Genomic DNA, 25,211 nt, shown 5'->3' on the forward strand with positions numbered 1-25,211 from the left:
ACGGCGCCCGCCGCACTCCCCCCGGAGCCGTTTCGCCCGGCAGGGCCCGGCGCGGTCAGCCTGCCCGGGCGGACGCGCTCCGGCCCTTCACCCGCGGACCTTCTCAGCTGATGCGATCGGTCATCTGCGGCTCGGTCTCCTGGCCGCGGGTGAAGGCCTCACGGGCCACCCGCTCGACCGCCTTGCCCAGCACCCCGAACACCTCGTCGGTGACCGGGTTCTTGGCGATGGGGCTGCCCAGCAGCGGCTTGGAGAGCGTGGTGGCGGCCTTGGCTCCCAGGTCGAAGCTGCTCCTGGGGATCTCCACCATGTCCGCGTACCTGTCGGTCAGAGCCGCGCGGATGAAGGCGGGCACGGCCTCCTTGAGCTTCGGAACGTCCATGGCCACCTCACGCTGGTACAGCTCGACGCACTCGCGGGTCAGGATCACCCCGGCCTCACTCGGTGCCCACTCCTTCTCGCGCCCCTCCTGCCACAGTTCCACGGCCTCCCCGCGGGAGCTGAACTGGAGGAGGTACTCCTCCGGAACGCCCAGGAAGTACGCGATGACCATCCAGGCATGGGAGAAGCCGTCGGCCTCGTCGGGGTCGACCTTGCGGCCGAGGTTGGCCATGCCCTCCAGGACCTGCACGGAGAAGACCAGGGCCGCCCCGGCGGTGTAGAGCTGGGACACGGGCATGCCCATCCCCTCGTAGTCCCAGCGGCCGGAACGGCGGTGCAGCTCTCGGATGGCCGCGTGGACGAGGCGGACCTTCTGGCAGGTGGGCACGAGCTTGGAGTGCTCGGTGAACGCGTCGCGGTCCCCCATACCCATGAACAGGCGGGTGGACTGGGACAGGCGGCGGTGGGGGTTGTCGGCCAGCTGGTGCGTGGAGTGCAGGGTGTAGGCCCCGACCGGGGACAGGTAGGTACCCACCAGCCCCACGGTGGCCTGCATGGCCGACGCCTCCAGGTGGTGGTGGCGGAAGAAGTCGGAGGCCTGGCTGATCAGCGCGGGGTCCATCCAGTCCGGGAAGGCGCGGGTGGAGTCCATGAACTCGCGCAGGACCTCGGGAGCCTGCTGCGGGACGGGGGAGTCGGCGGTGCTGATCTGGCGGAAGAGCTGGTTCACTGCGTTGACCTGGCCCTCGTCAAGCAGTTCCCGGACCACGGCGTCGGCCTTCGGGTCCCCGAGGTCCTTGAGTTCCCGGTGGAAGTCGGCGTAGGTCATGGGCATGGAGGTCTCCTCAAAGCACGAAAGGGGCGTGACACACGCGACCGGACCATGACTCTTCGATCATGGCCGGTCACGATAGGCGTCTACGCCCCCTGGTGCCCGTGCCCTGCCAGGGAAAACGTCCGACCCCGACCTGGCGTACCAGCTTTTCCGGGTCCACCGGAGCCGCCGTCCTGGTTTCTCCCGAAACGTCCGTGAACCCGTGTCCCCACCGCCGAGGGCCCGGTCGCGAGCTCCAGGTCCGCGTACACCAGAACGGCCGCGCCGGGTGCCGGCGCGGCCGTTCTGGAAGCGGTGGTACGGGAAGCGGTGGTCCGGGTCAGCTCGCCACGGACACGCTGGGCTCGCCCTCGATGCCGGCCTCGCCCATCTCCTCGGCGATGCGCATGGCCTCCTCGATGAGGGTCTCCACGATCTTGGACTCGGGAACGGTCTTGATGACCTCGCCCTTGACGAAGATCTGGCCCTTGCCGTTGCCCGAGGCCACACCCAGGTCGGCCTCGCGCGCCTCACCCGGACCGTTGACGACGCAGCCCATGACGGCCACGCGCAGCGGCACCTCCAGGCCCTCCAGCCCGGCGGTGACCTCCTCGGCGAGCGTGTACACGTCCACCTGGGCGCGGCCGCAGCTCGGGCAGGAGACGATCTCCAGGCCGCGCTCGCGCAGGCCCAGGGACTCCAGGATCTGCGCGCCGACCTTGACCTCCTCGGCGGGCGGGGCGGAGAGGGACACGCGGATGGTGTCACCGATCCCCTCCGACAGCAGCGCGCCGAAGGCGACCGCGGACTTGATGGTGCCCTGGAAGGCCGGACCGGCCTCGGTGACGCCCAGGTGCAGCGGGTAGTCGCAGGACTCCGACAGCAGCCGGTAGGCGTTGACCATCACGACCGGGTCGTTGTGCTTGACCGAGATCTTGATGTCGCGGAAGCCGTGCTCCTCGAACAGCGAGCACTCCCAGAGCGCCGACTCCACCAGCGCCTCGGGGGTGGCCTTGCCGTACTTGGCGAGCAGCCGCTTGTCGAGCGAACCGGCGTTGACGCCGATCCGGATCGGGGTGCCGGCCTCGTTGGCGGCCTTGGCGATCTCGGCGACCTTGTCGTCGAACTTCTTGATGTTGCCCGGGTTGACGCGCACGGCCGCGCAGCCGGCGTCGATGGCCTGGAAGACGTACTTGGGCTGGAAGTGGATGTCGGCGATCACCGGGATCTGCGACTTCTTCGCGATGACCGGCAGCGCGTCGGCGTCGTCGTTGGTGGGAACGGCCACGCGGACGATCTGACAGCCGGACGCCGTCAGCTCGGCGATCTGCTGGAGGGTCGCGTTGATGTCGGAGGTGCGGGTGGTCGTCATCGACTGCACGGACACCGGGGCGTCCCCGCCGACGGGAACGTTCCCGACCATGATCTGTCGGGTCTTGCGCCGGGTCGCCAGCGGGCGCGGCGGTGTGGCGGGGATACCGAGATCGATGGTCACGCTTGATTCACCTCGTCTGCCGCCGGAGGGAGGGCGGCACTTGATGTCGTCCGGTTCGTGAGGAAGGGCGTCCGGCAGCAGCGCCCGGAGCCGCGTTCGGGTGCTCCGTCTCGGCGGCCTCGGCCGCGGCGGCGTTCCCGGAACGCGAGCCCAAGGTTACCCGCCCTCGAGGTGATACTCGGCCCGTCGTGGCCCCACTCACACCAGTTCAACCGGTGTTCACCCCGCGCGCCGCCCCGGGCACGGCACGGAGCGGCGCGGGAACACGGCGCGGAGCGGCGCGCGGCGGCCCTCCGGAACGCTCCGGGGACCGCCCGCGAGGTCAGCCGAAGAGCTTCACCGGGTTGACCAGGTCGGCCACGAGCAGGATCACGCTGAACACCAGGAAACAGGCCACGATCACGTAGGCCACCGGGGTCAGCAGCGCGACGTCCACCGGGCCCGGGTCCGGTCGCTTGAAGAGCCTGGCCGTCCACTTCTTGATCGACTCCCAGATCGCCCCGGCCATGTGCCCGCCGTCCAGCGGCAGGATCGGCAGCATGTTGAAGGCGAAGAGGAAGAGGTTGACGCTGGCGAGGATGCTGAGCATGATCGCGACGGTGTCGATCACCGGCAGACCCTGCGACATGATCTCGCCGCCGATGCGGGAGATGCCGACGATGCCCACCGGTGAGTCCTCGGTGCGCTGCTCGCCCAGGAAGGCGGCTCCGAACACCTCGGGGACCCGGCTGGGCAGGGCGATGATCGCCTCGCCGACGTTGACCAGCATGCTGCCGACCTCGGAGACCGACTCCCCGACGGTGAGGCCCTGGCGCTCGTTCACGAACACCACGCCCAGGAAGCCGACCACCTCGGTGGCAGCGACGCGGCGTCCCTGGTCGTCGTAGACGAGGTCGCCCTGGTCGTCGGTCTCGTAGACGACGTTCCCGTCCGCGTCTCGGGCGGGCAGCTCGTTCTCGACGATGTCGATGTCAGTGGTGAAGCGCTCGCCGTCGCGTTCGATCACGAACTCGGTGGAGCCGAGGGACTGGCGGAGCTGCTGGCTGACGGTGCCGCTCCGGGCGGGCTCGCCGCCGATCGAGACGATGACGTCATCGGGCTCCAGCCCGGCCTCGAAGGCGGGGGTGGGGGCGTACTCGTCCGTGCACTCGGAGATGCTCACCCCGGCCGGGACGACGCACTCGCTGACCATCCCGATCCGGGTGGTCTCCTTGGGGACGCCGATCCCCATGAAGAGCACGGCCAGCAGGACGACCGCCAGGACGAGGTTCATGCCCGGGCCGGCGAACATGACGATCAGGCGCTTCCAGGGGGCGCGCTGGTAGAACTGCCGGTCCTGGTCCTCGGGTGCCAGGTCGACGTAGGAGGCCTCACGGGCGTCCTCGGCCATGGCCCGCCAGCGCGACATCTTCTTCGCGCCGGCGTCCTTCTGCTGACGGGCGGGCGGCAGCATGCCGACCATGCGCACGAACCCGCCCAGCGGCACGGCCTTGATCCCGTACTCGGTCTCACCCCGGCGCACCGACCACAGCGTCTTGCCGAAACCCACCATGAACTCGGTGCACTTGATCCCGAACATCTTGGCCGTGGACATGTGGCCGAGCTCGTGCCAGGCAATCGAGAACAGCAGTCCCAGCACGAACAGGACGATCCCGACCACGGTCAGCAGAACGACCATGCATCTCTCCTCAAGCCGATGTCGGTCCTCAGCCGCGGGTGAGCAGCTCGCGCGCGCGGGTTCGGGCCCAGGTGTCAGCGGCGTAGACGTCGTCCAGGGTCAGGGTCGAGGCACCCGGATGGTCCGTCCGCTGGTGTTCAGAGACTACCTGGGAGACAGTGTCCATGATGGCCGGGAACGCGAGGTTTCCCTTCAGGAAGGCGTCGACGGCCTCCTCGTTGGCCGCGTTGTAGACGGCCGGGGCCGTACCGCCCGCGGCACCGACCTCGGCGGCCAGCCGCACCGCGGGGAAGGCCTCGTGGTCGAGCGGCTCGAAGGTCCAGCTCTGCGCCCTCGTCCAGTCCATGCCCGGTGCGGCGTCGGGGACGCGCTCGGGGGCGCCGATCCCGTAGGCGATCGGGATCATCATGCTGGGCGGGCTGGCCTTGGCCAGGGTGGTGCCGTCCACGTACTCGACCATGGAGTGCACGATCGACTGCGGGTGCACGACCACGTCGATCCGGTCGAAGGGCACGTCGAACAGCAGGTTGGCCTCGATGACCTCCAACCCCTTGTTGACCAGGGTCGCGGAGTTCACGGTGATGACCGGGCCCATGCTCCAGGTCGGGTGGTTGAGCGCCTCGGCGGGGGTGACGTCGGCGAGCTCGTCCGCCCTGCGGCCGCGGAAGGGGCCGCCGCTGGCGGTGACGACCAGGCGGCGGACGTCGGCGCGCCCGGCGTGCACCAGGCCCTGGGCCGGGCTGGTGAGCTCGCCCTCGGGCAGGTACGGGAAGCACTGGGCGATGGCGTAGTGCTCGGAGTCGACCGGGACGATCTGGCCGGGTGCGGCCAGATCGCGCACGAGCGGCCCGCCGATGATCAGCGACTCCTTGTTGGCCAGGGCCAGGGTGGTTCCGGCCCGCAGAGCGGAGAGCGTGGACTCCAGCCCCAGGGCGCCGGTGATCCCGTTGAGGACCACGTCGCAGGGGAACGCGGCCAGTTCGGCCACCCCTTCGGCGCCGACCAGCACCTCGGCGGAGGAGCCCTGCTCGCCGAGGAGGCGGGAGAGGTCGGCGGCGCGGGCCGGGTCGGCCACGGCCACCCGCTCGACCCCGAGGTCGACGGCCTGCTTCGCGAGCAGGTCCGCACGGCCGCCCCCGGCTGCCAGGCCCACCACGCGGAAGCGTTCGGGGTTGCGCTGGACGATGTCGACGGCCTGGGTCCCGATGGAGCCGGTGGAGCCGAGGATCACTACTGTTCGCTGCTGTTCTTCTCGCACTCCCCCATTGTCGCGCACCCCGCCCACACGCGCCCCTGGCCTGTGGACGACCCCCGGCGCCTGCGACACGGAGGAGACACCGGGGCGTCACGGGGTCTTTACAAGGGCACGCGGATCACTTAACTTAACCCGTGAGTAAGTTACCTCACAGTAAAGAGAGATGCCGATCACTGCCGGTGCTCACGGGCACCGGCCCTCCCCCGATGGCTGGGGAGTGCGGCTTGGACGCTTTCGGGATGATCCAAGGAGCACGACCCAGGCGCGAACGCCCATCGGAACCTCCCCGCCCCCACCCCGAGGTTTCCGCCATGTTCTCTGTCCGCACGCGCCCCCCCTCCGGCACGCGTCTTCGAACCCTCTCCTGTGTCGCGGCGGCAATCGTCGCGGCAGCCACCCTGTCGCCGGCGCCCGCCGAGGCCGCCGTCGGGTCGACCATCAGCTACGAGACGATCGTCAGCCACGACGGCACCGAGCTGAAGGCCAAGGTCATCACCCCCACCGGAGTCGAGGGCCCGCTCCCCCTGCTGGTCATGCCCTCCGCCTGGGGGACCCCGCACATCCTCTACGTCGGCGCCGCCAAGAAGCTGGCGGAGGAGTCCGGCTACCAGGTCGTCGCCTACAGTTCGCGTGGGTTCTGGGACTCCGGCGGCGGTATCGAGGTGGCCGGCCCCGACGACCGGGCCGACGCCGGCTCCGTCATCGACTGGGCGCTGGAGAACACCGAGGCCGACCCCGACAACATCGGCATGGCCGGCATCTCCTACGGAGGCGGGATCAGCCTGCTCACCGCCGCCGAGGACGAGCGGGTCAAGGCGGTCGGCTCCATGAGCGGCTGGGCCGACCTGGAGGCCTCCCTCTACCCCAACCGGACCATCGACGTGCAGTCCGCCGAACTGCTGCTCCTGGCCGGGAACCTGCTCGGCACCCCCGGTGAGTCGCTCCGGGAGATGGAGCGCGAGTACCGGAAGGGCAACATCGACCCCATCCTCGAGATGGCCCCGGACCGCTCCGCCGCCACCAAGGTGGACCAGCTCAACGCCAACGGGACCGCGGTGATGATGGCCCACGGCTGGAACGACGGCATGTTCCCCGCCGCGCACGTCGCCGACTTCTACGAGGAGCTGACCGGCCCCAAGCGGCTGATGCTCTCCCCCGGCGACCACGCCACCTCGGAGGCGTTCGGCGCGGTCGGGCTGCCCAACGAGGCCTGGGAGGACCTGGGCCGCTGGTTCGACCACCACCTCAAGGGCGAGGACAACGGCATCGACACCGAGGACCCGGTACGCGTCAAGCCCAACAACGGGAACGGCGCCTGGACCTCACACGCGGACTGGCCCTCGGTGACCGCCGGATCCGACGAGTACCACCTCGGCCGGCCCAGTACCAGCTGGGGCCGCTGGCAGAGCAGCGGCGCCATGGAGGGCGGGCCCGCCACAGGGTGGAACTACGGCTTCCGCACCGGTATCGGCACGACGGCGCGCAGCGGAACGGTGATCCTGTCCGGGGCGCTGCAGCAGTTCTTCGACGTGCCCACCGGGGTGTCCCTGCCCACCGTGGACCGGTACCGGGCCGCGGTGTGGACCAGCCCCGCCTACCCCGACGGCGTCCGCGTGGCCGGGGTCCCCGAGGTGACGTTCACGGTCACCCCGACCACCGGGGAGCAGTCGGTGTTCGTGTACCTGTACGCGATCAACGACCGGGGCACCGGCTCCCTGCTGAGCCACGCCCCGTACACCCTGCGCGACGCCGTCCCCGGTGATCCGGTCACGGTGGAGACGGAGCTGTCGTCGGTGGTGTGGGACGTCCCGGCCGGACACCGGCTGGCCGTGGTGGTCGACAGCAAGGACGCCCGCTACGTCAGCGAGAGCACGATCGGGAACCGGATCACGGTGACCTCCCCCGAGGAGAACCCGTCCAGGGTGACGATCCCGCTCGGCTAGATCCTTCCCGCTCGGCCGGTTACCGACGGCTGATCACCGCCGAAACCCCGTGTTCCGGTCAACGGGGCACCATGGAACGGGCGGTCGACCGACCCCGACTCCCGCAGGGCCGGTCGGCCGCCTCCCCGTTCCCGGGAAAGCCACGACACAAACTAAAAGTAGTTACCTGGTTACTCCAAGTGTGCGAAGATCGTGGGCATGACCTCGTCCACCGCACGCAGGATCCTCGCCCCGCTGGCCGCCGCCGCGGTCGCCCTCGGGGGCCTGGCCGTCTTCGACCACCTTCCCGCCCCGGCCTCGGCCGTGACCCAGGCCATCCACGCCTCGGCCGTCCTCCCGGACTCGCTCGCCCCCGCGCAGCCGGCCCAGCAGAGCAGGGTCACCGCCACCCGGACGGACGGGGTCGTCCACCAGACCGGAGCCGTGACCAACGAGCAGAACGCCGCCGTCCTCGACTACTGGACCAGCGAGCGGATGGCCGCCGCACAGCCCATCTCCAGCCTGGTCGACTCCGCCCTCGGACTCGCCGAACCCCTCCAGCAGCCCTCCGCCGAGGTCGAGCCCCAGGCCGCCCGCCCCGACAGCGACGGCGAACGCTGGAACGACGGCGGGCTGGTCACGGAGACCACCGGCAAGGTGTACCTGACCATGGACGGCCGTGACTTCACCTGTTCGGCCTCGGTCGTGGACTCCGCCAACAGCAGCACCCTGGTGACCGCCGGGCACTGCGCCAAGGACGGCAAGGGCTCCTGGGCCCGCAACTGGACCTTCGTTCCCGGCTACGACGACGGCGAGAGCCCGCACGGCAAGTTCACCGCCCGCGACCTCATGGTCGCGCCGCAGTGGTCCAACAACGCCGACGACAGCTACGACTTCGCGATGGTCGTGCTGAACAAGGACGGCGGAACCGCGGTCCAGGAGCGGGTCGGCGCGCAGAGGCTGGCCTTCGACACCTGGACCGAACAGCAGGTGCGCGACGGGGTGCAGGTGTACACCTTCGGGTACCCGGCCGCCTCCCCCTACGACGGCCGCGACCTGCACTACTGCTCCGGCCGAACGGTCCCGGACACCGGCGGCACCACCGCCAACGGGGTCCGCTGCACCATGACCCAGGGCTCCAGCGGCGGCCCCTGGTTCAGCGACTTCGACACCGCCAGCGGCAAGGGCACCATCTCCTCGGTGGTCAGCTTCAAGTACGCCGACGACCGCAACACCCAGTACGGTCCGCGCCTGGGCGCCGAGGCGAAGCGCCTCTTCGAGCACGCCTCCCAGCTCTAGCCCCGCCACGCCACGACCGCGCCGAACCGAACCGAAGCGGCGGGGCGGCGGTGCCGTTGTCCGGTCACCGCCGCCCCGCCGCTTCTCCTCGTCCCGGGAGTCCCGGGGGTCCTACAGGTCGATGCCGGTGAGGACGAGGACCCGCTCGTGAGTGAGGTCGGTCATGGCGGCGCGCAGGCCCTCCTTGCCCACACCCGAGCGCTTGACGCCGCCGTAGGGCATCTGGTCGGCGCGGAAGGTGGGCACGTCACCGATGACCACACCCCCGACCTCCAGCTCCCGGTGGGCGCGGAAGGCCGTGGGCAGGTCCCGGGTGAAGATCCCGGCCTGGAGGCCGAAGTCGCTGTCGTTGACCGCCGCGAAGGCGGCGTCGGTGTCGGCGACCCGCTGCACGACCAGAACCGGACCGAACACCTCCTCGCGCACGACCTTGGCGTCGGAGGGGACGTCGGCCAGGACGGTCGGCGCCACGGTGACGCCGTCACGGGTGCCGCCGGTCATCAGGCGGGCCCCGGCGGTGACCGCCTCACCGATCCAGGACGAGACCCGGTCCGCCGCGGCCTCGTCGACCAGGGGGCCGACGTCGGTCTTCGGGTCGGCCGGGTCGCCGGTGCCCAGCGCCTCCACCTGGGCGACCAGGCGCGGGAGGAACTCCTCGTAGACGGACTCGGTGACCACGACCCGCTGCACGCCGATGCACACCTGGCCGGCCTGGTTGTTGCCGAACAGCGCCACCCGCTGAGCCGCCCAGTCGAGGTCGGCGTCGTCCAGCACCACGGCCGCGGCGTTGCCGCCGAGCTCCAGGGTGACGTGCTTGTGCGGGGCGCGCCGCTGGATCTCCCAGCCGAACGGGCCGCCGGTGAAGGAGACCACGGGCAGCCGCTCGTCGGTGATCAGCGGGGCGGCCAGCTCGTTGGGCATGGGCAGCACCGAGAACATGCCCGCGGGCAGGTCGGTCTCGGCGAGGATCTCACCGAGGAGCAGCGCGGTCATCGGGGTGGCCGGAGCGGGCTTGAGGACCACCGGCGCGCCCACGGCGATGGCCGGGGCGACCTTGTGGGCGACCAGGTTGAGCGGGAAGTTGAACGGCGAGATGCCCAGAACCGGCCCCTTGGGGACCCGGCGGATCATCGCCATCCGCCCGGTGCCGCCCGGGTCGGTGTCCAGGCGCTGGAGCTCTCCGCTGTCCCGGCGGGTCTCCTCGGCGGCCCAGCGGAACACCGAGACGGCGCGCCCGGCCTCGGCGCGGGCCCACTTGATCGGCTTGCCGCTCTCGGCGGTGATGACCTGGGCGATCTCCTCCGCGCGCTCTCCGATGCGCCGGGAGATGTGGTCGAGGGCCCCGGCGCGGACGTGCGCGGGCAGGGCTGCGGCCTCGGCTGCCACCGCGTGCGCGGCGGCGACGGCGGCCTCCACCTGGGCCTCGGTGGGCACGGAGACGACACCGGCCGCCTCACCGGTGTAGGGATTGAGGACGGTCATTTCGGTGTCGCCGGTCGCGGCGGTACCGGCCAGCCAGAAGGGGTGCGTGGTCATGTCGGCGACGCTAACCCCCGCCCCGCTCCCCCGGCCTTGTCCACAGTTGCCAATCCGGACCCCGGCGTTGGCCACTGTGGCGCATCCGGGGCGAAGTTCTCCTCGGTTCGGTGTTTGAACCGCGGGACGGCAACCCGGTCAAGGGATCTTTGGTCAACCGGCTGGCGTCTGGACGATCCTTGATACACAGTGGTGAGGGAGGGCTCTGCCAGCACCGACTCCGGGGAGACCACTGGGCCAGACCCCTCGGGTCCGCCGCCGACGGGAACCCAGGAGTGCCCATTGCCGCTCGTCTACCGCACGCTCGTCGCCGTCCCGGACGACGACAGGGACCTCGTCGCCGTCACCTCGGCCGTCCTCTCCCGTTGGTTGAGCAAACGCGGCAACTCGGGCGCGCGCGTGGACTTCGCCGCCTCGGGCCGCTACGAGCTGAGCCACAGGTCCCGTGCCCTGGTCGCGCGGCACGACAACGCCGACGAGGGCCTCACCTTCCTCCGGCTGACCACCGAGTCCGACAAGGCGGACGGGGTGTGGCGGACCCTGGCCACCGTCGTCGTCGACCCCGAACTCTCCCCGTGGAACTACGTGTGGCTCGACATGACCGTCGATCCCACGGCCGCCGCCGACACCCCCGACGCGCCCCGGTTGGACGTGATGCCGCCCGAGGCGGCCCGCATGCTGCTGGAGGCGGTCGGCGCCCACGACGGCGCGCACCCGCTGCCGTCCGCCCCCAGGATCGTGCGCGGCCGGGACGAGGCCGACGTGGCGGCCCTGATCTCGACCGTCCTCGACCCCCTGCGAAGGCTGGCGGTCGTCGCCACCGGAGCGCCCCGGGACGTGACCGTCGCCGACTGGCGCAACGCGATGGCGGGGACCCTGTCCCGCTGCACCGGCATGTGCGCCGGGTACGTGCTGGACGGGGCCGCCCTGGACCGGGTGGGCGGCCTGCTCCCCCGTGACCTGGACATCCCGGCAGGCGGCGTGCGTACGTTCTTACCAGGGGTGGACCCAGCCGACGAGGCGGACGCCCAGCGCCACCCGCGGATGAGCCCGACCACCCTGGACACCGCACGCGACGGCGACCGCGTCCGCAACTGGGTGGGAGCGGCCCTGTCCCGCAAGGTGCGTGACAACGCCGTCGGGCTGGTCCTGCCCGAAGCCCTCAGGGCGATCGACGCCCTCCTGTCGGAGGAGACCGACGACCTGCGCCGAGGACCCGACACCGTTCCCCCGCTCCCCCAGCAGTCACCGCCCACAGGATCGGGGAACGTCATCACACACCAGTCCGAGCGGGACTCGGTCACCATGGCGGAGCTGGCCGCCGCACAGCTCCAGGAGGAACAGACACAGCGGCTCCGGGAAGAGGTGCGCAGGCTCAGCGCGCGGATCGGGGAGCTGTCGGAGGAACGCCAGGCGCTGCTCGCGGAGACCGCCGACCTGGCCGAGGAACTGGACGCGGCCCGTGAGGAGCGCCGCACCGCCCTCTACGAGGTGCGGTGGCTGCGCGACCGGGCACGGGAGGCGGGCCTGTTCCGGCTGGCCGCGACCCCGGCCCCGCGCGACCCCGAGCACCGGCCGCCGTCCAGCGTGGCGGAGCTGCTGGAACGGATCACCGACGGTTCGGCCCTGCCGCACCTGTTCTTCACCATCGAGGCCCAGACGGTGTACGAACTGTCCGACAGCCGCAAGGAGGCCCTGTGGGTGACCCGGGCCTGGGAGGCGCTGCTGGCCCTGAACGACTACGCCCGCTACCAGTTCGACAACCCCGGCAGCGGTCTGGGCTTCCACTCCTACCTGCGCGACCCCCCGAACGGCTACCGGGTGATCCCGGTCAAGCGGCTGGCCTCACAGGAGTCGGACTACGTCCGCAACCGGGGCAAGCTCCAGGAGAAGCGGGTGTTCCGGGTGCCGACCGAGGTGGCCCCCGACGGCCGGGTGCCGATGTACGCGCACATCAAACTGGACATCGAGTACGGCATCTGCCCCCGGCTGTACTTCTTCCCGCACCTGGGCCCGGACACCACCAACCGGGTGTACGTGGGTTACCTGGGCCGCCACCTCCCCGTCCAGCAGTCGAACTGAACCGGGACCGGACCGCCGCAGAGTCTCGAACCGGGTGGCCGAACCTCATGGAGCATGGCCGCCGACCGGCCGACCGGCCACGGATCCGAGCACCCCGCGAATGAGAACCACGGTGGAGTGAGCTGAGCGTTTGAAGACGGCGAGGCGGGCAGCGACAATCGGTCCGGTGACTTCTCCACCGCAGAGTCGGGCGCGTGCTGAGCGGCTCGATGCCGCCCGGACGATCGACGCCCTTCACACCCGGACCGGTGTCCGCTTGGTCCTGGAAGCCCTCTGCCCGGGCGGGCAGGTGGGTGCAGCCTATGTGCGCTGGCCCGACGGCCACCGCTCCGTCCTCACACGGCGACCGCACAGCCAGGCGGCGGACATGCGGGCAGGACCGCTCGCCGTTACCGAAGCGCTGCGGTCGGCAGGTTATCCGGCGCCGGCTACCGAGCTGATCGCCCAGGTCGGCCACGCGGTGGTCATGGTGCAAGAGCTCCTGCCGGGCACGAAGATCGACCACCTGGACCACCGCGGCCTGGACCAGGCGCTCGAACTCAACCAGTTGCAGGCCGATCGGCTCGCCGACCGCCCCGATGTCCCGACAGCGGAGTTCCACCTTCGTGAGGACGGGCCCGGATATTGCCTGCACGACCCTCTGCGTCAGCACAACCGCCGCAGTGCCGAACTCGAACGTCGGATCACCGCTGTCGGCGCGGACCACCCCGACCGGATGGCCGGGCACGACGCCGTGCACCTGGACTTCCACCCCGGCAACCTCCTGGCGGCCGACGGCTCGATCACCGGCGTCGTCGACTGGGACGGTGCCGCCCGCGGTGATCGACGATTCGACTTGGTGACCCTGCGATTCGGCGTTCACTCGAAGGAAGCCGACCCGGGGGTGACACGGCGTCTCGACGCTGTCCTCGATGCGCTGCCCGAGGACGTCCTGCGGCCCGCATGGGCTCACATGAGCCTTCGCATGGTCGACTGGGCCATCAGACACTTCACCCCGGCGGACGTGGAGCACTGGCTGGACCTCGCCGAACAACGCGTGGACTGACGGCACCTGAGGAGATGACACGACCGTGGGACGGAACCCTCCGGCCAGGGCGTGAGACCACCGGGGAGACCTCGGTCCACGGCACCGCTCCATGCCACGCGAGCGGCGAGATCCTCCAGGGCCGCCCTCAGACCACCCGGTGGCCGTAGGAGTCGGACAGCGCGGCCAGGTCCGGCTCGCCGTGGCGTTCCACCAGCTCCTTGAAGCGGAGCTCCTTGTCCGGGCCGAAGCGCCGCACCTTGGCCGCGAAGGAGGCCGCGGTGAGGAAGACCGGGGGCTCGGACTTGCTGTGGAACTTGTCCGCGTACATGACCAGCTCCTCCTCGGGGGACTCGGCGAGGTAGTCGGCGACCGGGACGGGCAGCCCCTGGGAACGCACGTCCTCACTGGTCAACCCCACACCCGTGTGGTGCGAGCAGAACCGGCACAGGGTCTCTGAGAGCCCTTCCTCCGCCAGGAGCTCGTGGCCGAGCACCCCGTGGCTGACGTACCGGGAACCGTCGAGCCGACCGTCGGGGCCGTACAGCCGGTAGACGCCGATGTCGTGGAGCAGGCATCCGGCGCGGACGAGGTCGGCGTTCACACCCGGGGCGGCGCGGACGAGGAGCTGTTCGGCCGCCTCGCACACGGCCCGGCAGTGGGTGTACACGCGCTCGAAGGCCTCGGGGGTGGGCGCGTGGCGCTCGTGGAGGGCCCGGATCTGTTCGTCGGTGGGGATCAGCACCCTCAGAACACTAGTCAGGATCGTGTTCCGGTGAGCGCGCGTACCCTGGGGGCCGTGACGGGAACGAGTACCGGGGTCCTGACGGGCCTGGCGGAGACGGAGTGGCGCGAGCGCGCCGAGCTGCACGAGCGGCGCGTGGACGCGCTGGTCGGCGACCACCTGCGGCGCAGGAGCGCGGGCGAGCGGCACCCCGTCGAGGACTTCCTGTTCACCTACTACAACCTCAAACCGTCACAGCTGCGGCGCTGGCACCCCGGCGCGGGTTCGGTGCTCCTCGGCGAGGGCGCCCGCGAGCGGCTCTCGGAGCGCTTCTACACCGAACTCCCCGGCGGGGTGGGGCTGGACGTACCGGCGTTCCTGGCCGCCCGGCCGGTGCTGGACTTCGTGGAGCGCCTGCTGTCCTCGGTGGCCGAGCGCCCCGCGCACCTGGGCTGTTTCGGACTGCACGAGTGGGCGATGGTGTACCGGACCGAGGAGGTCCGGCACGGCCAGGTGCCGCTGCGGCTGGGCCACGAGGGCACCGACCGGGTCGTGGAGTCGCACCGCGTCCAGTGCTCGCACTTCGACGCGTTCCGGTTCTTCACCGCTCCCGCGCGCCCGCTCAACACCCTGCAGCCCACCCGGGAGCGCCAGGCGGAGCTGGACCAGCCGGGCTGCCTGCACGCCAACATGGACCTGTACAAGTGGGCGTACAAGCTCACCCCTGCCGTGCCCTCGGAGCTGGTGGCGGACTGCTTCGAGCTCTCGAAGGAGATCCGGGTGCTGGACATGCGCGCCTCGCCGTACGACCTGCGGGAGTGGGGGTACGAGCCGGTGCGGATCGAGACCGCCGAGGGCAAGGCGGCCTACATGGACCACCAGCGCGACTTCGCCGAACGCGGCGCGGTGCTGCGCGAGCGGGTCCTGGCCGTGTGCCGGGAGCTTCGCGCGGCGGTCTGAGTGCCCCGGACCGATCAGGGCAGGTCGGCTCGGCCCGCCTCCCGGACCTCGCGGGCCCGGGCCACCTTGTGCGCACGCCACATGCCGAAAGTCAGCAGCAGCATGCCGAGCCCCATGGGCACGAGCAGGGCCGCGATCTGTCCGTTCGGGGTCGTCGCCACCGGAATCAGGACCAGCGAGGGCAGGCAGGCGATCCCGGCCATGACCGACCAGCGGGCGGCGAGCCCGTGCACGGTGTACCAGGCGAAGTCGCTGGAGTACGTGTAGGCGGTCCGGATGCCGAAGAACCCGTTCGGCTTGATCCGCCGTCGGGCTCCCAGCACCCCCATCAGCACCAGCACGACCGCCATGACCACCACGCTCGACATGACCAGGACGAACGGGATCAGGGGCATCATCTGGTCGGTGTTCTCGGCCAGCGGATTCACGGTCACTTCCTTCACTGCTGCTGCGTTCTACTGCCTCGGGTCGGGTGGGGAGGGGAGGGCGCAGGCGGCGGTCCCGCCGGGGAGCCGGTACCGGTTGGCGGCCACCACCCGGTAGGCGGCGCGGTTGAGCACGCGCACCCCGGGCAGCAGCATGATGCGGCCGAGGACCCGGGCGGGCAGGCCCGCCCCCAGAAGGACCCCGGCGACCGCGTCACCACCGGCGAGCAGGCTCCCGTCCGGAGACACGAGCCAGGCCTGTTCGTCGGTCTGTTCGGGGGTCAGTCCCACGGCGGCCAGATCGACGTCCTGCCAGGCCGCGAAGGCGGTTCGAGTGCGGAGGCGGTTCTGGGCGAAGCCGACCGCCCGCTGGCAGAAGCCGCAGTCCCGGTCGTACAGGAACAACCCCGCCCCGGATGGTCCGTTCTTGTCCACTGTGTCTCCCATACCCCCATCCTTCCCTCAAAGGTTCGCCCCCAGCCGGGGGTGTCCGGTGTCGGCCCTCACAACCGCGGGCCCGGAAACGGACACCGCCGCCATCCTGCACCACCGACCTCCCCCTCCAACAGGGACAGAGGTCATGAGAGACCCGTCATGCACCCTCGGCGCCGGCCCGGCTCCGGTCGGCGGCCCGGGCGGTTCTGTGCGCCCGCCACGAGCCGGCGAGGAGCAGTGCGACACCGATCGCCATCGGCACCAGCAGCGCGACCATCTGAAGGTCCGGCCCCTGTGCCAGGGGCACGAGGGCCAGGGAAGTGGCCATGACCACGCCGGCGGCCATCGTCCAGGGGGCGGAGAGCCGGTGGACGGTGTACCAGGCCCTGTCGTCGCCCAGGGTGTAGGCGGTCCGGATGCCGAAGGCGACGTTGGGTCTGATCCGGCCGCGCGCGCCCAGCCAGGCCACGGAGCACAGGGCCGCCACCATGGCGACCACCGACGCCAGGAGCAGGTACAGCGGCCAGCCGGTCAGCGGAGGGTCCGATGATGCCAGGACCGTGCCGTGGACGGAGGTGATGAGCACTGGGACGACCCCTCTCGTGTTCTTCGGGTTTCGCGGGAATCGGGCCCGCGGGTCTTCTAGTCGGCGGGTACGGGCTCGGGATCCGGGACGGGCTCACGAGCGGCACTGGCACCCGTCTGGGCCGTCGTCGTGTCCTTCACGCCGGTCTCACCTCCGGTCCTCTCTCCGGTCCTCCCGCCGACCCTCCTGCTCACCCATCCGGTCAGGGCCTCCGGCAGGGGGTCACCCGGGCGCAGCAGGTAGAGCACGAGGGCGCCGAACATGATGGTGGAGAAGCCCGGCAGTCCCATGAGCACGGCAATGCCCAGGTGGAGGGCGACACCCAGGCCGAGCCCGAGCCGCCGCAGCATCGGTCCGGCGAACAGACAACAGGCGAGGAAGAACTCCAGGGCCAGCGTCCCCCAGGTCAGGGACGCGACCACGACACCGTGCGACAGCAGCCACGACATCGGCGCGTACAGGGGCTCGGGGACCGCGAAGGTGGGGAACATGGTCCAGTACCAGAGGGCGGTCCCGTCCCGCCACTGCACCACGGCGAGCTTGCCGACGCTGGCGTGGAAGTAGATGACGCACACCTGGAACCAGAGCAGCAGGAGCACGAAGCCGTTGGCGACGCGCAACCCGGGGGACCTGCGCCCGGCCCCGGTGTCGGTGGTCCAGTGCCAGCGGCGCCGGTCGGTCAGGCACAGCGGCAGGAGGAGCAGCGTGAGGACGGCGGCGACCTGGTCACCGCCGTCCATGGCGTTGCTGGAGGAGTAGACCGAGAAGGACACCCACCAGTGCGGGACGGCCGTCCACCGCGGCGCGAACCCCGAGGCGACGACCACCAGGATCGCGACGGCCGCCCACCGTGCGGCCTCCAGCTGATCCAGGGGTGCCAGGCAGAAGAGCCCCGCCGACCCCAGGACGCCCTCGCAGAGCCGGCCGTCGGGCCTGGGCGGACTGACGTAGAACAGGTGCTGGACCGGGGTGGAGACCAGGGCGATCAGGGTCCCGACCGCGAGCAGGGTCCGGGCCAGGCCCAGGGCGGGGTTGTGCGGCGTGTGGTCCAGCATCCTGACCACGACGCGGTCACGCCAGGCGGCGAGAGGGCCTGCCGGCCGGTTGCCGGTACTCACGGCTCCTCACCCCGTTCCATGTTCCGGCAGTCGATGTCGGTCTCCACGTACCCCAGAGGGACCTCCTCGGCCAGGGCGGCCCAGGCCCAGGGCACGGGTTCGAAACGGGCGTAGACGACGGGTCCGCAGAACCTGGGCTCCTCCGCGTGGGAACGGACTCCCACGCCGGCCCCCGGGGTCTCGGGAAGGCACTCCGCCATGGTCCGCGCCCGGCCGCACTCCACCCACTCCTCCTCGGGCAGCTCGTTGACGACCATCTCGATCTCGTACGACTCCGTCCGTCGGCTCCGGTCCGAGCCGAACAGGTTGTCGGCCCCCGACGCGGAGACGCTGCTGACCGTTTCCCAACTCTCACCGTCGTGTCGGTAGAGCACGATGTACTCCTGGGTCGGATCGCGTGTGAAGAAGGCCCACCCCTGGGGCGCCGCCTGCTTGAGCGGAACGAGGGCGTCGGCCGTCGACGGGCTCATGACGACGCTGGAGGGCACGGCCAGCAGTAGCGAGAGCCCGGCGAGGAGGAGCGTCAGGCAGGCCCCGGCCAGGAAGGGGCGCCGGGCCCGGGAGACCTCGGCCTCCCGGGCGGCACCTCCTGGGGAAAGGGCCCCCAGGATGTCGGAACTCATGCGGCCAGGCTCTCCGTGTAGATGGCGATCGCCTGTTCCCGCTCCAGCTGGGACTCGGCCGAGCCGACCCCGTTCCAGCGCCAGGCGGCCTGGGTCACGGCGGCGACGGTGGTGACCGCCACCGAGTTCTGTGCGACCGCCGTGGACAGGCCGAAGGCGAAGGCCGCTGCCACGCAGACGGCGCCGAACAGACCGCAGCGCGGGGAGACGTAACCGTCGTCTTCGCTCTCGTCGAGGGCGAAGGCCTCGGTCATCAGGGCCTCGCCGTCGGCCACGGCCTGCTCGACCAGCACCGGGGAACCACTGGTGAGGTCCTCCGCGATCCGGTCGACCTCCTCCGCGTCATGGGCGACCAGTTCGTCCATGGCCGCGGAGACCTGCCCGTCCCACTTCTCCTGGGAGATCTCCTCCGGAAGGGTGGCGCGGAGCTCGTCGCCCGCGAGCGGCCCGGTGCCGAAGAACGCGGCGCTGAGCACGTCCTCGGAGGAGGCGCTCCGGACCTGGGCGGGGCCGCCCAGGGAATCCTGGGCGTTCACCACGACCGGTGTACCCAGGACCAGGGAACCGGCCGCCACGAGGGCGATCCACTTCTTCTTCACTTCATTACCCCATTTCCTCGATGGACTGCCGTCTCCGATCCAGCTCGTGGGACCGAATCAGCAGACCGAAGATAACCGAGGGAACGAGAAAATAACATGAACTCGTAAATGGCTTTCTCATGGCATATCAAGAAGGACCGACAGGGGAATCAGGCGCCTTCTCGAGCTGTTAATTCAAGAATTCAAACAAATATTCAAACATGAATCGTACACACTTCTTCACCCAACGTGACCGCCTCTTCGCCTGTATCCACGGGGGCGATGCGGGAGGAAGACGCAACAGAACGGCCTTCCGGGGGGGTCGCCCCCGGAAGGCCGGCAGTATTTCAACACATAGTGAAAAAGGTGGATCGGACGCCACCCAGGACGATCAGGATTCCTCCAGGCTCACGTTGAGGGACTCCGCCGTCTCCCGTAGGCAAGCGGCCAGAACCTCCTGGTCGACCGTGTACATGATGACGTTTCCACGACGACTCCACCGAACGACCCGTGATTCCCTGAGCGGTCTCAGATGCGCGGAGAGATTGGATCTGGACACCCCCACCCGCGCGGCCAGGGAACCGGCCGAGAGCGGCGGGTTCTCGGTCAGGACCCTGATGATCTCCCTGCGGCTGGGGTGGGCCAGTGACGAGTAGAAGGCGTCGGCGAGCACGTGCTTCCCCTTCTTCGGAGGATGTCATCCTTACGATGCGGCGGGACAGGGCGCGCGAGCCCTGTGGTGATGCCCGAAGTTCGGCGAAGCACTCATGGTCACGACGACCGTTCGGTCCGGTCCGACACCCGGCGGCCGGCACCTCGGGGCCACCGGCCGATCAGGACCAGGCGGCCGTGATTCCCCAGGTCATCAGCGTTACCAGGCCGAGGGAGAAGAGCACCGACAGGACGAACACGGTCACGTGCAGCCAGCGGAAGCGGCCCGCCTCCACCGGCACCCGCCGCCAGTGCCACACGCCCACCGTGACCGCGGCGGCCACGGCTCCGGCCGAGAGCGCGAACAGCCCGGTGGGCAGTTCGGTCCAGACACCGGCGCGCTGCAGGTAGGCCAGCCAGGCCAGGTTGCCCAGGGTGAGCGACACGACGCGCAGCCGGTCGATCGGGCGCTGGGTGACCAGGGTGCGGCGCCGGGCCACCAGGGCCAGCAGCAGGAGCGGCGGGACCACCAGGAGGAACGCGGTCAGGACGGACATCGGGACGGTCAACGGCGGGGTGGTCAGGGGTTCGCCCCGCTCGTCGTCCATCAGCCCCATGGCCAGGGCGGTCTCCTGCAGGGTCATGGTGTTGCCCAGGAGGACCACGGCCCGTTCACCATCGAAGGCCACCATCGAGGAGGCCCCGTAGACCTTCCCGTTGTGGAAGGTGACCGGCGCGTGTTCGGGGCTGTCCATCCGGTGCCAGGCCAGACCCATGGAGAGGCTTCCGGCGGCCCCGGTCTCACCGGCGGGTTCGTCACCTGAGGGAGCCCCTCCGATGCTCACGTCCTCCGACACGATTTCGGCCGCGTCGGCCCCCGGGGCGCTGCCGTCGGCCACGGCCGAGGTCAGGGCGACCAGGTCCGAGACGGTGCTCCAGGTGGCGACGCCGGCGGGAGCGTAGTCGGCGGCGGACCACGGTGCGACCCGCACCCCCGGTTCGTAGTGGCTCGGGGCGGCACCTTCGGGGGTCCCTTCCTCCGCGATGACGGTGTCGTCCATGCCCAGCGGGTCCAGGACCCTCTCGCGGGCCAGATCCGGGTAGGTGGTCCCGGCCTCGGCGGCCAGGGCGTGCCCCAGGACGGCGAAGCCGAGGTTGGAGTACACGTACTGGTCCTTGGCCCCGGCCCGGGTCCCGGCCAGCCCTTCCAGCGGCGGCGTGGCTCGTTCGTAGGGGCCGGTCAGGCTGAGGGAGGCGAGGGTGACGCCGAGCCCGTCCCCGTCGGGTACGGCGCCCAGCCCCGAGTGGTGGGTGGCCAGCTCCCGCAGGGTGATGGAGGCGACCTCGGGATCGGCGAACCCGGCGTCAGGGAAGATCTCGGCGAGGGTGCGGTCCGGGGAGGTCTCCCCCCGCTCCACCATGTCGGCCAGGAGCATGCCGGTGACCACCTTGAACACCGACCCGGTCTCCACCGGGGTGTGCTCGTCGACCGGGACGCCGCCGTCCGCGTCCCGGGCGGCCGCCCACTCCACGGAGCCGGGATCCTCCAGGTCGAACCGGGCCACGGACAGGCCCTGGACCTCGACGATCCGGTCGCCCAGGAGCCTCTCGACGTCCGCGGCGAGCGCCTCGTCCCCGGCGAACCCGGTGGCGGGGGCGGACTGCGCGGGGGCGAAGAGGTAGGCGAGGACGGCCACGGCGGCACCGACCGCGAGGGCGGTCAGCCGGACCCGTCGGGGCGCGGCCGGTGCACGGTGTGTGCGGGCCGGTTCGGCGGGCGGAGGTACGGGGTCGGTGACCCGGGAGAAGTCAGGGGAAGCCATGCCTCCAGGTTCACCGCAACGGCCCGTCTTCTGTAGTCGCCGCTGTCATCGCCGCTCCGGGAGGAACGCGGGTCGGCCGGGATGACAGACACCCGCTCCCCGCGGTGACAACTGTCAGCTCGGGAGCCCTCCCGGTACGGCGAAGGGCGGGACCCGCGTACGGGTCCCGCCCAGATGGCTCACCGGACGGGGGCGTCCGGAGCGGCGGTTACGCCTCGGAGCCGCTGCCCTCACCACGGCGCTTGCGGCTCATGTACAGCGCGGCGCCGCCACCGGCGGCGGCAAGCGCGCCGGCGGCCACCAGGCCGGCCAGGGCGGAGCCGGTCACGGCCAGGTCGTCGCCGTCCTTCTCCGGGGTCTGGCCCGACTCGGTGACGGGGGTGGTGGGCTCGGGCTCCTCCTCGGAGCCGCCCTCGGGCAGGTCGGTCTCCTCGTCGGGGGTCTTGCCCTCGTCCGGGGTCTCCGGGGTCTCCGGGGTGTCGGGCGTCTCCGTCTCCGGCTCCTCGGTCGGGCCGGGGGTCGGCTCCGGGTCGGGGGTCGGCTCGGTCTCGCCGTCCTCCTCGCAGACGACCTTGAAGACCTTGTGCTTGCCGCCGTTGCCCTTCTGCCCCTCGAAGGTCCAGTCGAGCTTGTAGTGGCCGTCCTCGAGGCTGAGGAGCTCGGTGCTGCCCTCGCCCTCGTCGTCGAGGACGAGCTCGCCCTCCAGCACGACGGTGCGCGAGTCGGGTCGTCCGCCGTGCTTCAGGATCTCCCAGGAGACCTCCTGCACGGAGTCGAAGCCGGAGGCGACGACCTGGAAGTCACAGACCTTGGGCTCGTTGCGGTTGTCCTCTTCGGGGGTTTCGGGGTTGTGGATCTTGACGGTGCCGTTGTCACCGGGCGCGGCAGCGGCGGAGGTTCCCGCGCTGAGAACGAGCCCGGCCGTGAGGGCGGTGGCACCGACGAACCGGATGCCGAACGCGCCGGCACCAGTGGATGTGAACACGAGGGACTCCTGTGAGAAGACGGGGTCCACCGAGGCGGGTGTGGACAGGAGTGAAAGGGGTGACCCAAGAAACCTACTCTTGTTCCCATCTCGTGCATCCGACAAACCCATAACCGGAAAATCACGATTAGGAGACTCTGCTCGGAAGACCGGGGCCTCGTGGCGTCGAGCGGTGCCGTACCGGTCTCGCCTGGTCAGGAAGGCCGATCCGCCCGGGGACCGCGGCCCGCGAGGTTCCCCTGCGGGCGAAAACCCTTTGGCCGCAGGTGTTCCCGCTCATCACCATGGCCGGATGGCCCCCATCGAGATCCGCCCCTACCGCCCCTCCGACGAGGACCACTACGTGCACGTCCACGCCGATGACGCGGAGGCGGACCGGGCGGCGCGACCGCTGGTCGGGTTCGGTGTCGGCAGGACCTTCGTGCATGCGGACCTGGCCGACGAGGGGAGGCTCCGCGAACAGTTCAAGCGGGTGTACGTGTGCCGCCGGTTCGTCCGGCCGGCGGACCTCCGCGTCCCGGTGCCGTAGACACGGCGGCGCGCGGGTGCCCCCTTCGCCGGGGGCACCCGCGCGTGTGTTCCGCCGCGGATCAACCTGTGGATCAGCCCGTGGCGTGCACGATCCGCTCCGCCTTGTCCGCGCTCGGCTGGATCTCGCCGGACAGGATCTGCTCGGCGTAGTGGCAGGCCACCCGGTGGGTTCCACTCCCCTCCTCGCCATGCAGCGGGCGCAGCTCGGGGTGCTCGGTGTCGCAGCGCTGCTCCTGCTTCCAGGGGCACCGGGTGTGGAACCGGCAGCCCGAGGGCGGGTTCGCCGGCGAGGGCAGGTCACCGGCGAGCAGGATGCGCTCGCGGGTGTCCTCCACCTCCGGGTCCGGGACGGGCACCGCCGACATCAGCGACCGGGTGTAGGGGTGCACCGGGGTCTCGTACAGCTCGTCGCTGGTGGCCTCCTCGACCATCGACCCCAGGTACATCACCCCCACCACGTCGCTGACGTGCCGCACGACGGCGAGGTCGTGCGCGATGACCAGGTAGGTCAGGCCCAGTTCCCCCTGGAGCTCCTCCAGGAGGTTGAGCACCTGCGCCTGGATGGACACGTCCAGCGCCGACACCGGTTCGTCGCAGATGATCAGGTCGGGCTGCAGCACCAGGGCCCGGGCGATGCCGATGCGCTGGCGCTGACCGCCGGAGAACTCGTGCGGGTAGCGCTGGAGCGCCTTCGCGGACAGCCCCACACGCTCCAGCGCCTCCACCACCAGGCGGTGCTGGTCCTCCGTGGTGCGGGCGCGCCGCTGACTCCGGCTGAGCCCTTCGGCCTCCTCGTCGGTGGGGCCGCCGATCCCGTGTGTCTGGAGGCCCTCCAGGAGGATGGAGCCGATGTTCTGGCGCGGGTTGAGGCTGCCCAGCGGGTCCTGGAAGACCATCTGGAGGTTGGCGCGCTCGCGGCGCATCGACTCCGAGTCGAGCCCGGCCAGGTCGCGGCCGTTGAACCACACCTCGCCCTCGGTGATCTCGTTCAGCCGCAGGACCGCGCGGCCCAGGGTGGTCTTGCCGCAGCCGGACTCACCGACCAGGCCGTAGGTCTGGCCCTGTTCGATGCTCAGTGACACCCCGTCCACGGCGCGCACGTGTCCGATGGTGCGGTCGATGATCACGCCGCGCTTGATCGGGAAGTGGACCTTGAGGTCCTTGATCTCCAGCAGGCTCATCCCCGCTCCTCCTCGTCGTCGCCCGCCACGGCCGGGCTCTCCAGCACGGCCCGGTCCACCACGTCGGCGTGGCTGATGGGGTTCACACAGCGGTGGACGTGTCCGGCGCCCCCGGGGCTCCCGGACTCCCCGTCCGCCATCCTGACCAGCTGGGGCGGGCCCTGGAGGCACTCCATCGTGTAGTGGTCGCAGCGGGGGGCGAACGCGCACCCGTCCGCCCAGGCGATGTTGTCGTTGACCGAACCGCGCACCGGGGTGAGCGGTTCGCCGCGCGGCGCGTCCAGGCGGGGGATGGAGCCGAGCAGGCCCACCGTGTAGGGGTGGGTGGGGTCGGCGAACAGGGGGCCGCGCTCGGCGGTCTCCACCGCACGGCCCGCGTACAGGACGTTGATGTCGTCGCACAGCCCGGCCACCACACCGAGGTCGTGCGTGATCATGAGCAGGGCGGTGCCCTCCTCCGTGACCAGGTCCTTGAGCAGCTCCAGGATCTGGGCCTGGATGGTGACGTCCAGGGCGGTGGTGGGTTCGTCGGCGATCATCAGCCGCGGTTTGCAGGCCACCGCCATCGCGATCAGCGCGCGCTGGCGCATGCCCCCGGACAGCTGGTGGGGGTACTCGTTCAGGCGGCGGGTCGGGTCGGGGATCCCCACCCGGTACAGCAGGTCGGCGGCCTCCTTGCGGGCGGCGGCGCCGCGCATCCCCCGGTGCCGTTTGAGGATCTCGGTGACCTGGACGCCGATGGGCACCACCGGGTTGAGCGAGCTCAACGGGTCCTGGAAGATCATCGCCAGCTGGGTGCCGCGCAGGTCGCGCATCCGGCGCTGGGAGACCTTGAGCAGGTCCGCCTCCACGAGGTCCTCGCCCTCGTCGGACAGGCGCATGACGGCGCTCCCGCCGACCTTGACCCCCCGTTCCGGCAGCAGCCCCATCAGGGCCAGGGAGGTGACGCTCTTGCCGCAGCCGGACTCGCCGACCAGGCCGGTGACCCGGCCCTCCTCGAGGCTGAAGGAGACCCCGTCGACGGCGCGCGTCTCACCGTGCCCCTTGCGGTGGAACACCACGGACAGCTCGTCCACCGCCAACAGCGGCGTGCTGGAACTCATGG

At 70.7% G+C, this 25,211-nt stretch carries 23 protein-coding genes; 6 read left to right on the forward strand and 17 right to left on the reverse strand.

From position 1 onward, the window contains the following. Nucleotides 1-103: 103 nt before the first annotated feature. From D458_RS32775 to dxr, 4 genes are all read right to left on the reverse strand, one after another. On the reverse strand, nucleotides 104-1,216 hold the full coding sequence (locus D458_RS32775; protein ID WP_017584981.1) for an oxygenase MpaB family protein: 1,113 nt from the start codon (nucleotides 1,214-1,216) through the stop codon (nucleotides 104-106). A gap of 319 nt (nucleotides 1,217-1,535) precedes the next feature. Beyond that, a complete protein-coding gene (ispG, locus tag D458_RS0101620) occupies nucleotides 1,536-2,690 on the reverse strand; it encodes a flavodoxin-dependent (E)-4-hydroxy-3-methylbut-2-enyl-diphosphate synthase (RefSeq protein ID WP_017584982.1) in 1,155 nt (384 codons plus the stop codon). Nucleotides 2,691-3,012: 322 nt separating this feature from the next. Beyond that, nucleotides 3,013-4,368, reverse strand: a complete 1,356-nt coding sequence (locus D458_RS0101625) for a M50 family metallopeptidase (RefSeq protein WP_017584983.1) — start codon at nucleotides 4,366-4,368, stop codon at nucleotides 3,013-3,015. Between the two features lie 28 nt (nucleotides 4,369-4,396). Beyond that, the gene (dxr, locus tag D458_RS0101630; protein ID WP_017584984.1) at nucleotides 4,397-5,599 is read right to left on the reverse strand and encodes a 1-deoxy-D-xylulose-5-phosphate reductoisomerase; all 1,203 of its coding nucleotides are present in this window, start codon (nucleotides 5,597-5,599) and stop codon (nucleotides 4,397-4,399) included. A 335-nt stretch (nucleotides 5,600-5,934) separates the two neighbouring features. On the opposite strand from dxr, the gene D458_RS0101635 reads away from it, so the two are divergent. Together D458_RS0101635 and D458_RS0101640 are read left to right on the forward strand one after the other, a co-directional pair. Next, nucleotides 5,935-7,566, forward strand: a complete 1,632-nt coding sequence (locus D458_RS0101635) for a CocE/NonD family hydrolase (protein WP_017584985.1) — start codon at nucleotides 5,935-5,937, stop codon at nucleotides 7,564-7,566. Between the two features lie 198 nt (nucleotides 7,567-7,764). Next, entirely contained in the window at nucleotides 7,765-8,844 is a 1,080-nt protein-coding gene (locus D458_RS0101640) for a trypsin-like serine peptidase (RefSeq protein ID WP_017584986.1), read from the forward strand. 111 nt (nucleotides 8,845-8,955) lie between these two features. Here D458_RS0101640 and D458_RS0101645 read toward each other — a convergent pair whose 3' ends face one another. Next, nucleotides 8,956-10,380: an aldehyde dehydrogenase family protein gene (locus D458_RS0101645; protein WP_017584987.1), complete on the reverse strand. Its 1,425-nt coding sequence runs from the start codon at nucleotides 10,378-10,380 to the stop codon at nucleotides 8,956-8,958. Between the two features lie 282 nt (nucleotides 10,381-10,662). Here D458_RS0101645 and D458_RS0101650 point away from each other — a divergent pair, with 282 nt between their 5' ends. Next, nucleotides 10,663-12,462 (forward strand): hypothetical protein, encoded by a 1,800-nt coding sequence (locus D458_RS0101650; RefSeq protein ID WP_017584988.1) that lies wholly within the window; start codon nucleotides 10,663-10,665, stop codon nucleotides 12,460-12,462. Nucleotides 12,463-12,628: 166 nt separating this feature from the next. Beyond that, nucleotides 12,629-13,507: a phosphotransferase gene (locus D458_RS0101655; protein WP_204366876.1), complete on the forward strand. Its 879-nt coding sequence runs from the start codon at nucleotides 12,629-12,631 to the stop codon at nucleotides 13,505-13,507. A gap of 127 nt (nucleotides 13,508-13,634) precedes the next feature. On the opposite strand, the gene D458_RS0101660 is transcribed toward D458_RS0101655, so the two are convergent. Continuing rightward, entirely contained in the window at nucleotides 13,635-14,231 is a 597-nt protein-coding gene (locus D458_RS0101660; RefSeq protein WP_017584990.1) for an HD domain-containing protein, read from the reverse strand. 54 nt (nucleotides 14,232-14,285) lie between these two features. On the opposite strand from D458_RS0101660, the gene D458_RS0101665 reads away from it, so the two are divergent. Further along, nucleotides 14,286-15,170 carry a hypothetical protein gene (locus D458_RS0101665; RefSeq protein ID WP_026118894.1) on the forward strand — a complete coding sequence of 295 codons (885 nt, stop codon included), beginning with the start codon at nucleotides 14,286-14,288 and terminating at the stop codon, nucleotides 15,168-15,170. 14 nt (nucleotides 15,171-15,184) lie between these two features. Here the strand turns inward: D458_RS0101665 and D458_RS0101670 are convergent, their stop codons facing one another. The 9 genes from D458_RS0101670 to D458_RS0101715 form a co-directional block, all read right to left on the reverse strand. Beyond that, nucleotides 15,185-15,598, reverse strand: a complete 414-nt coding sequence (locus D458_RS0101670; RefSeq protein WP_017584992.1) for an SdpI family protein — start codon at nucleotides 15,596-15,598, stop codon at nucleotides 15,185-15,187. Between the two features lie 27 nt (nucleotides 15,599-15,625). Further along, on the reverse strand, nucleotides 15,626-16,042 hold the full coding sequence (locus tag D458_RS0101675; RefSeq protein ID WP_026118895.1) for a thiol-disulfide oxidoreductase DCC family protein: 417 nt from the start codon (nucleotides 16,040-16,042) through the stop codon (nucleotides 15,626-15,628). Between the two features lie 145 nt (nucleotides 16,043-16,187). Next, nucleotides 16,188-16,616 (reverse strand): SdpI family protein, encoded by a 429-nt coding sequence (locus D458_RS0101680; protein ID WP_017584994.1) that lies wholly within the window; start codon nucleotides 16,614-16,616, stop codon nucleotides 16,188-16,190. Nucleotides 16,617-16,672: 56 nt separating this feature from the next. Beyond that, entirely contained in the window at nucleotides 16,673-17,734 is a 1,062-nt protein-coding gene (locus tag D458_RS0101685; protein ID WP_017584995.1) for a sporulation-delaying protein SdpB family protein, read from the reverse strand. After that, the gene (locus tag D458_RS0101690) at nucleotides 17,731-18,357 is read right to left on the reverse strand and encodes an SdpA family antimicrobial peptide system protein (RefSeq protein ID WP_017584996.1); all 627 of its coding nucleotides are present in this window, start codon (nucleotides 18,355-18,357) and stop codon (nucleotides 17,731-17,733) included. Before D458_RS0101690 ends, D458_RS0101685 begins: the two co-directional genes overlap by 4 nt. Further along, on the reverse strand, nucleotides 18,354-18,956 hold the full coding sequence (locus D458_RS0101695; protein WP_017584997.1) for a hypothetical protein: 603 nt from the start codon (nucleotides 18,954-18,956) through the stop codon (nucleotides 18,354-18,356). Before D458_RS0101695 ends, D458_RS0101690 begins: the two co-directional genes overlap by 4 nt. 370 nt (nucleotides 18,957-19,326) lie before the next feature. Next, nucleotides 19,327-19,608, reverse strand: coding sequence for an ArsR/SmtB family transcription factor (locus D458_RS35200; RefSeq protein WP_083936212.1), 282 nt, complete (start codon nucleotides 19,606-19,608; stop codon nucleotides 19,327-19,329). A gap of 160 nt (nucleotides 19,609-19,768) precedes the next feature. Next, nucleotides 19,769-21,409, reverse strand: a complete 1,641-nt coding sequence (locus D458_RS0101710) for a serine hydrolase domain-containing protein (protein ID WP_017584999.1) — start codon at nucleotides 21,407-21,409, stop codon at nucleotides 19,769-19,771. A gap of 208 nt (nucleotides 21,410-21,617) precedes the next feature. Next, nucleotides 21,618-22,394 carry a hypothetical protein gene (locus D458_RS0101715; RefSeq protein WP_017585000.1) on the reverse strand — a complete coding sequence of 259 codons (777 nt, stop codon included), beginning with the start codon at nucleotides 22,392-22,394 and terminating at the stop codon, nucleotides 21,618-21,620. A 292-nt stretch (nucleotides 22,395-22,686) separates the two neighbouring features. Between D458_RS0101715 and D458_RS0101720 the strand changes: the two genes are divergently transcribed. Continuing rightward, the gene (locus tag D458_RS0101720; protein ID WP_017585001.1) at nucleotides 22,687-22,923 is read left to right on the forward strand and encodes a hypothetical protein; all 237 of its coding nucleotides are present in this window, start codon (nucleotides 22,687-22,689) and stop codon (nucleotides 22,921-22,923) included. 73 nt (nucleotides 22,924-22,996) lie between these two features. Here D458_RS0101720 and D458_RS0101725 read toward each other — a convergent pair whose 3' ends face one another. Together D458_RS0101725 and D458_RS0101730 are read right to left on the reverse strand one after the other, a co-directional pair. Continuing rightward, nucleotides 22,997-24,106 (reverse strand): ABC transporter ATP-binding protein, encoded by a 1,110-nt coding sequence (locus D458_RS0101725; protein WP_017585002.1) that lies wholly within the window; start codon nucleotides 24,104-24,106, stop codon nucleotides 22,997-22,999. After that, a complete protein-coding gene (locus D458_RS0101730) occupies nucleotides 24,103-25,209 on the reverse strand; it encodes an ABC transporter ATP-binding protein (protein WP_017585003.1) in 1,107 nt (368 codons plus the stop codon). The genes D458_RS0101725 and D458_RS0101730 overlap by 4 nt, the downstream gene beginning before the upstream one ends. Nucleotides 25,210-25,211 lie beyond the last annotated feature (2 nt).

This window comes from Nocardiopsis ganjiahuensis DSM 45031 (assembly GCF_000341085.1).
In the GTDB taxonomy this organism is placed as follows: domain Bacteria; phylum Actinomycetota; class Actinomycetes; order Streptosporangiales; family Streptosporangiaceae; genus Nocardiopsis; species Nocardiopsis ganjiahuensis.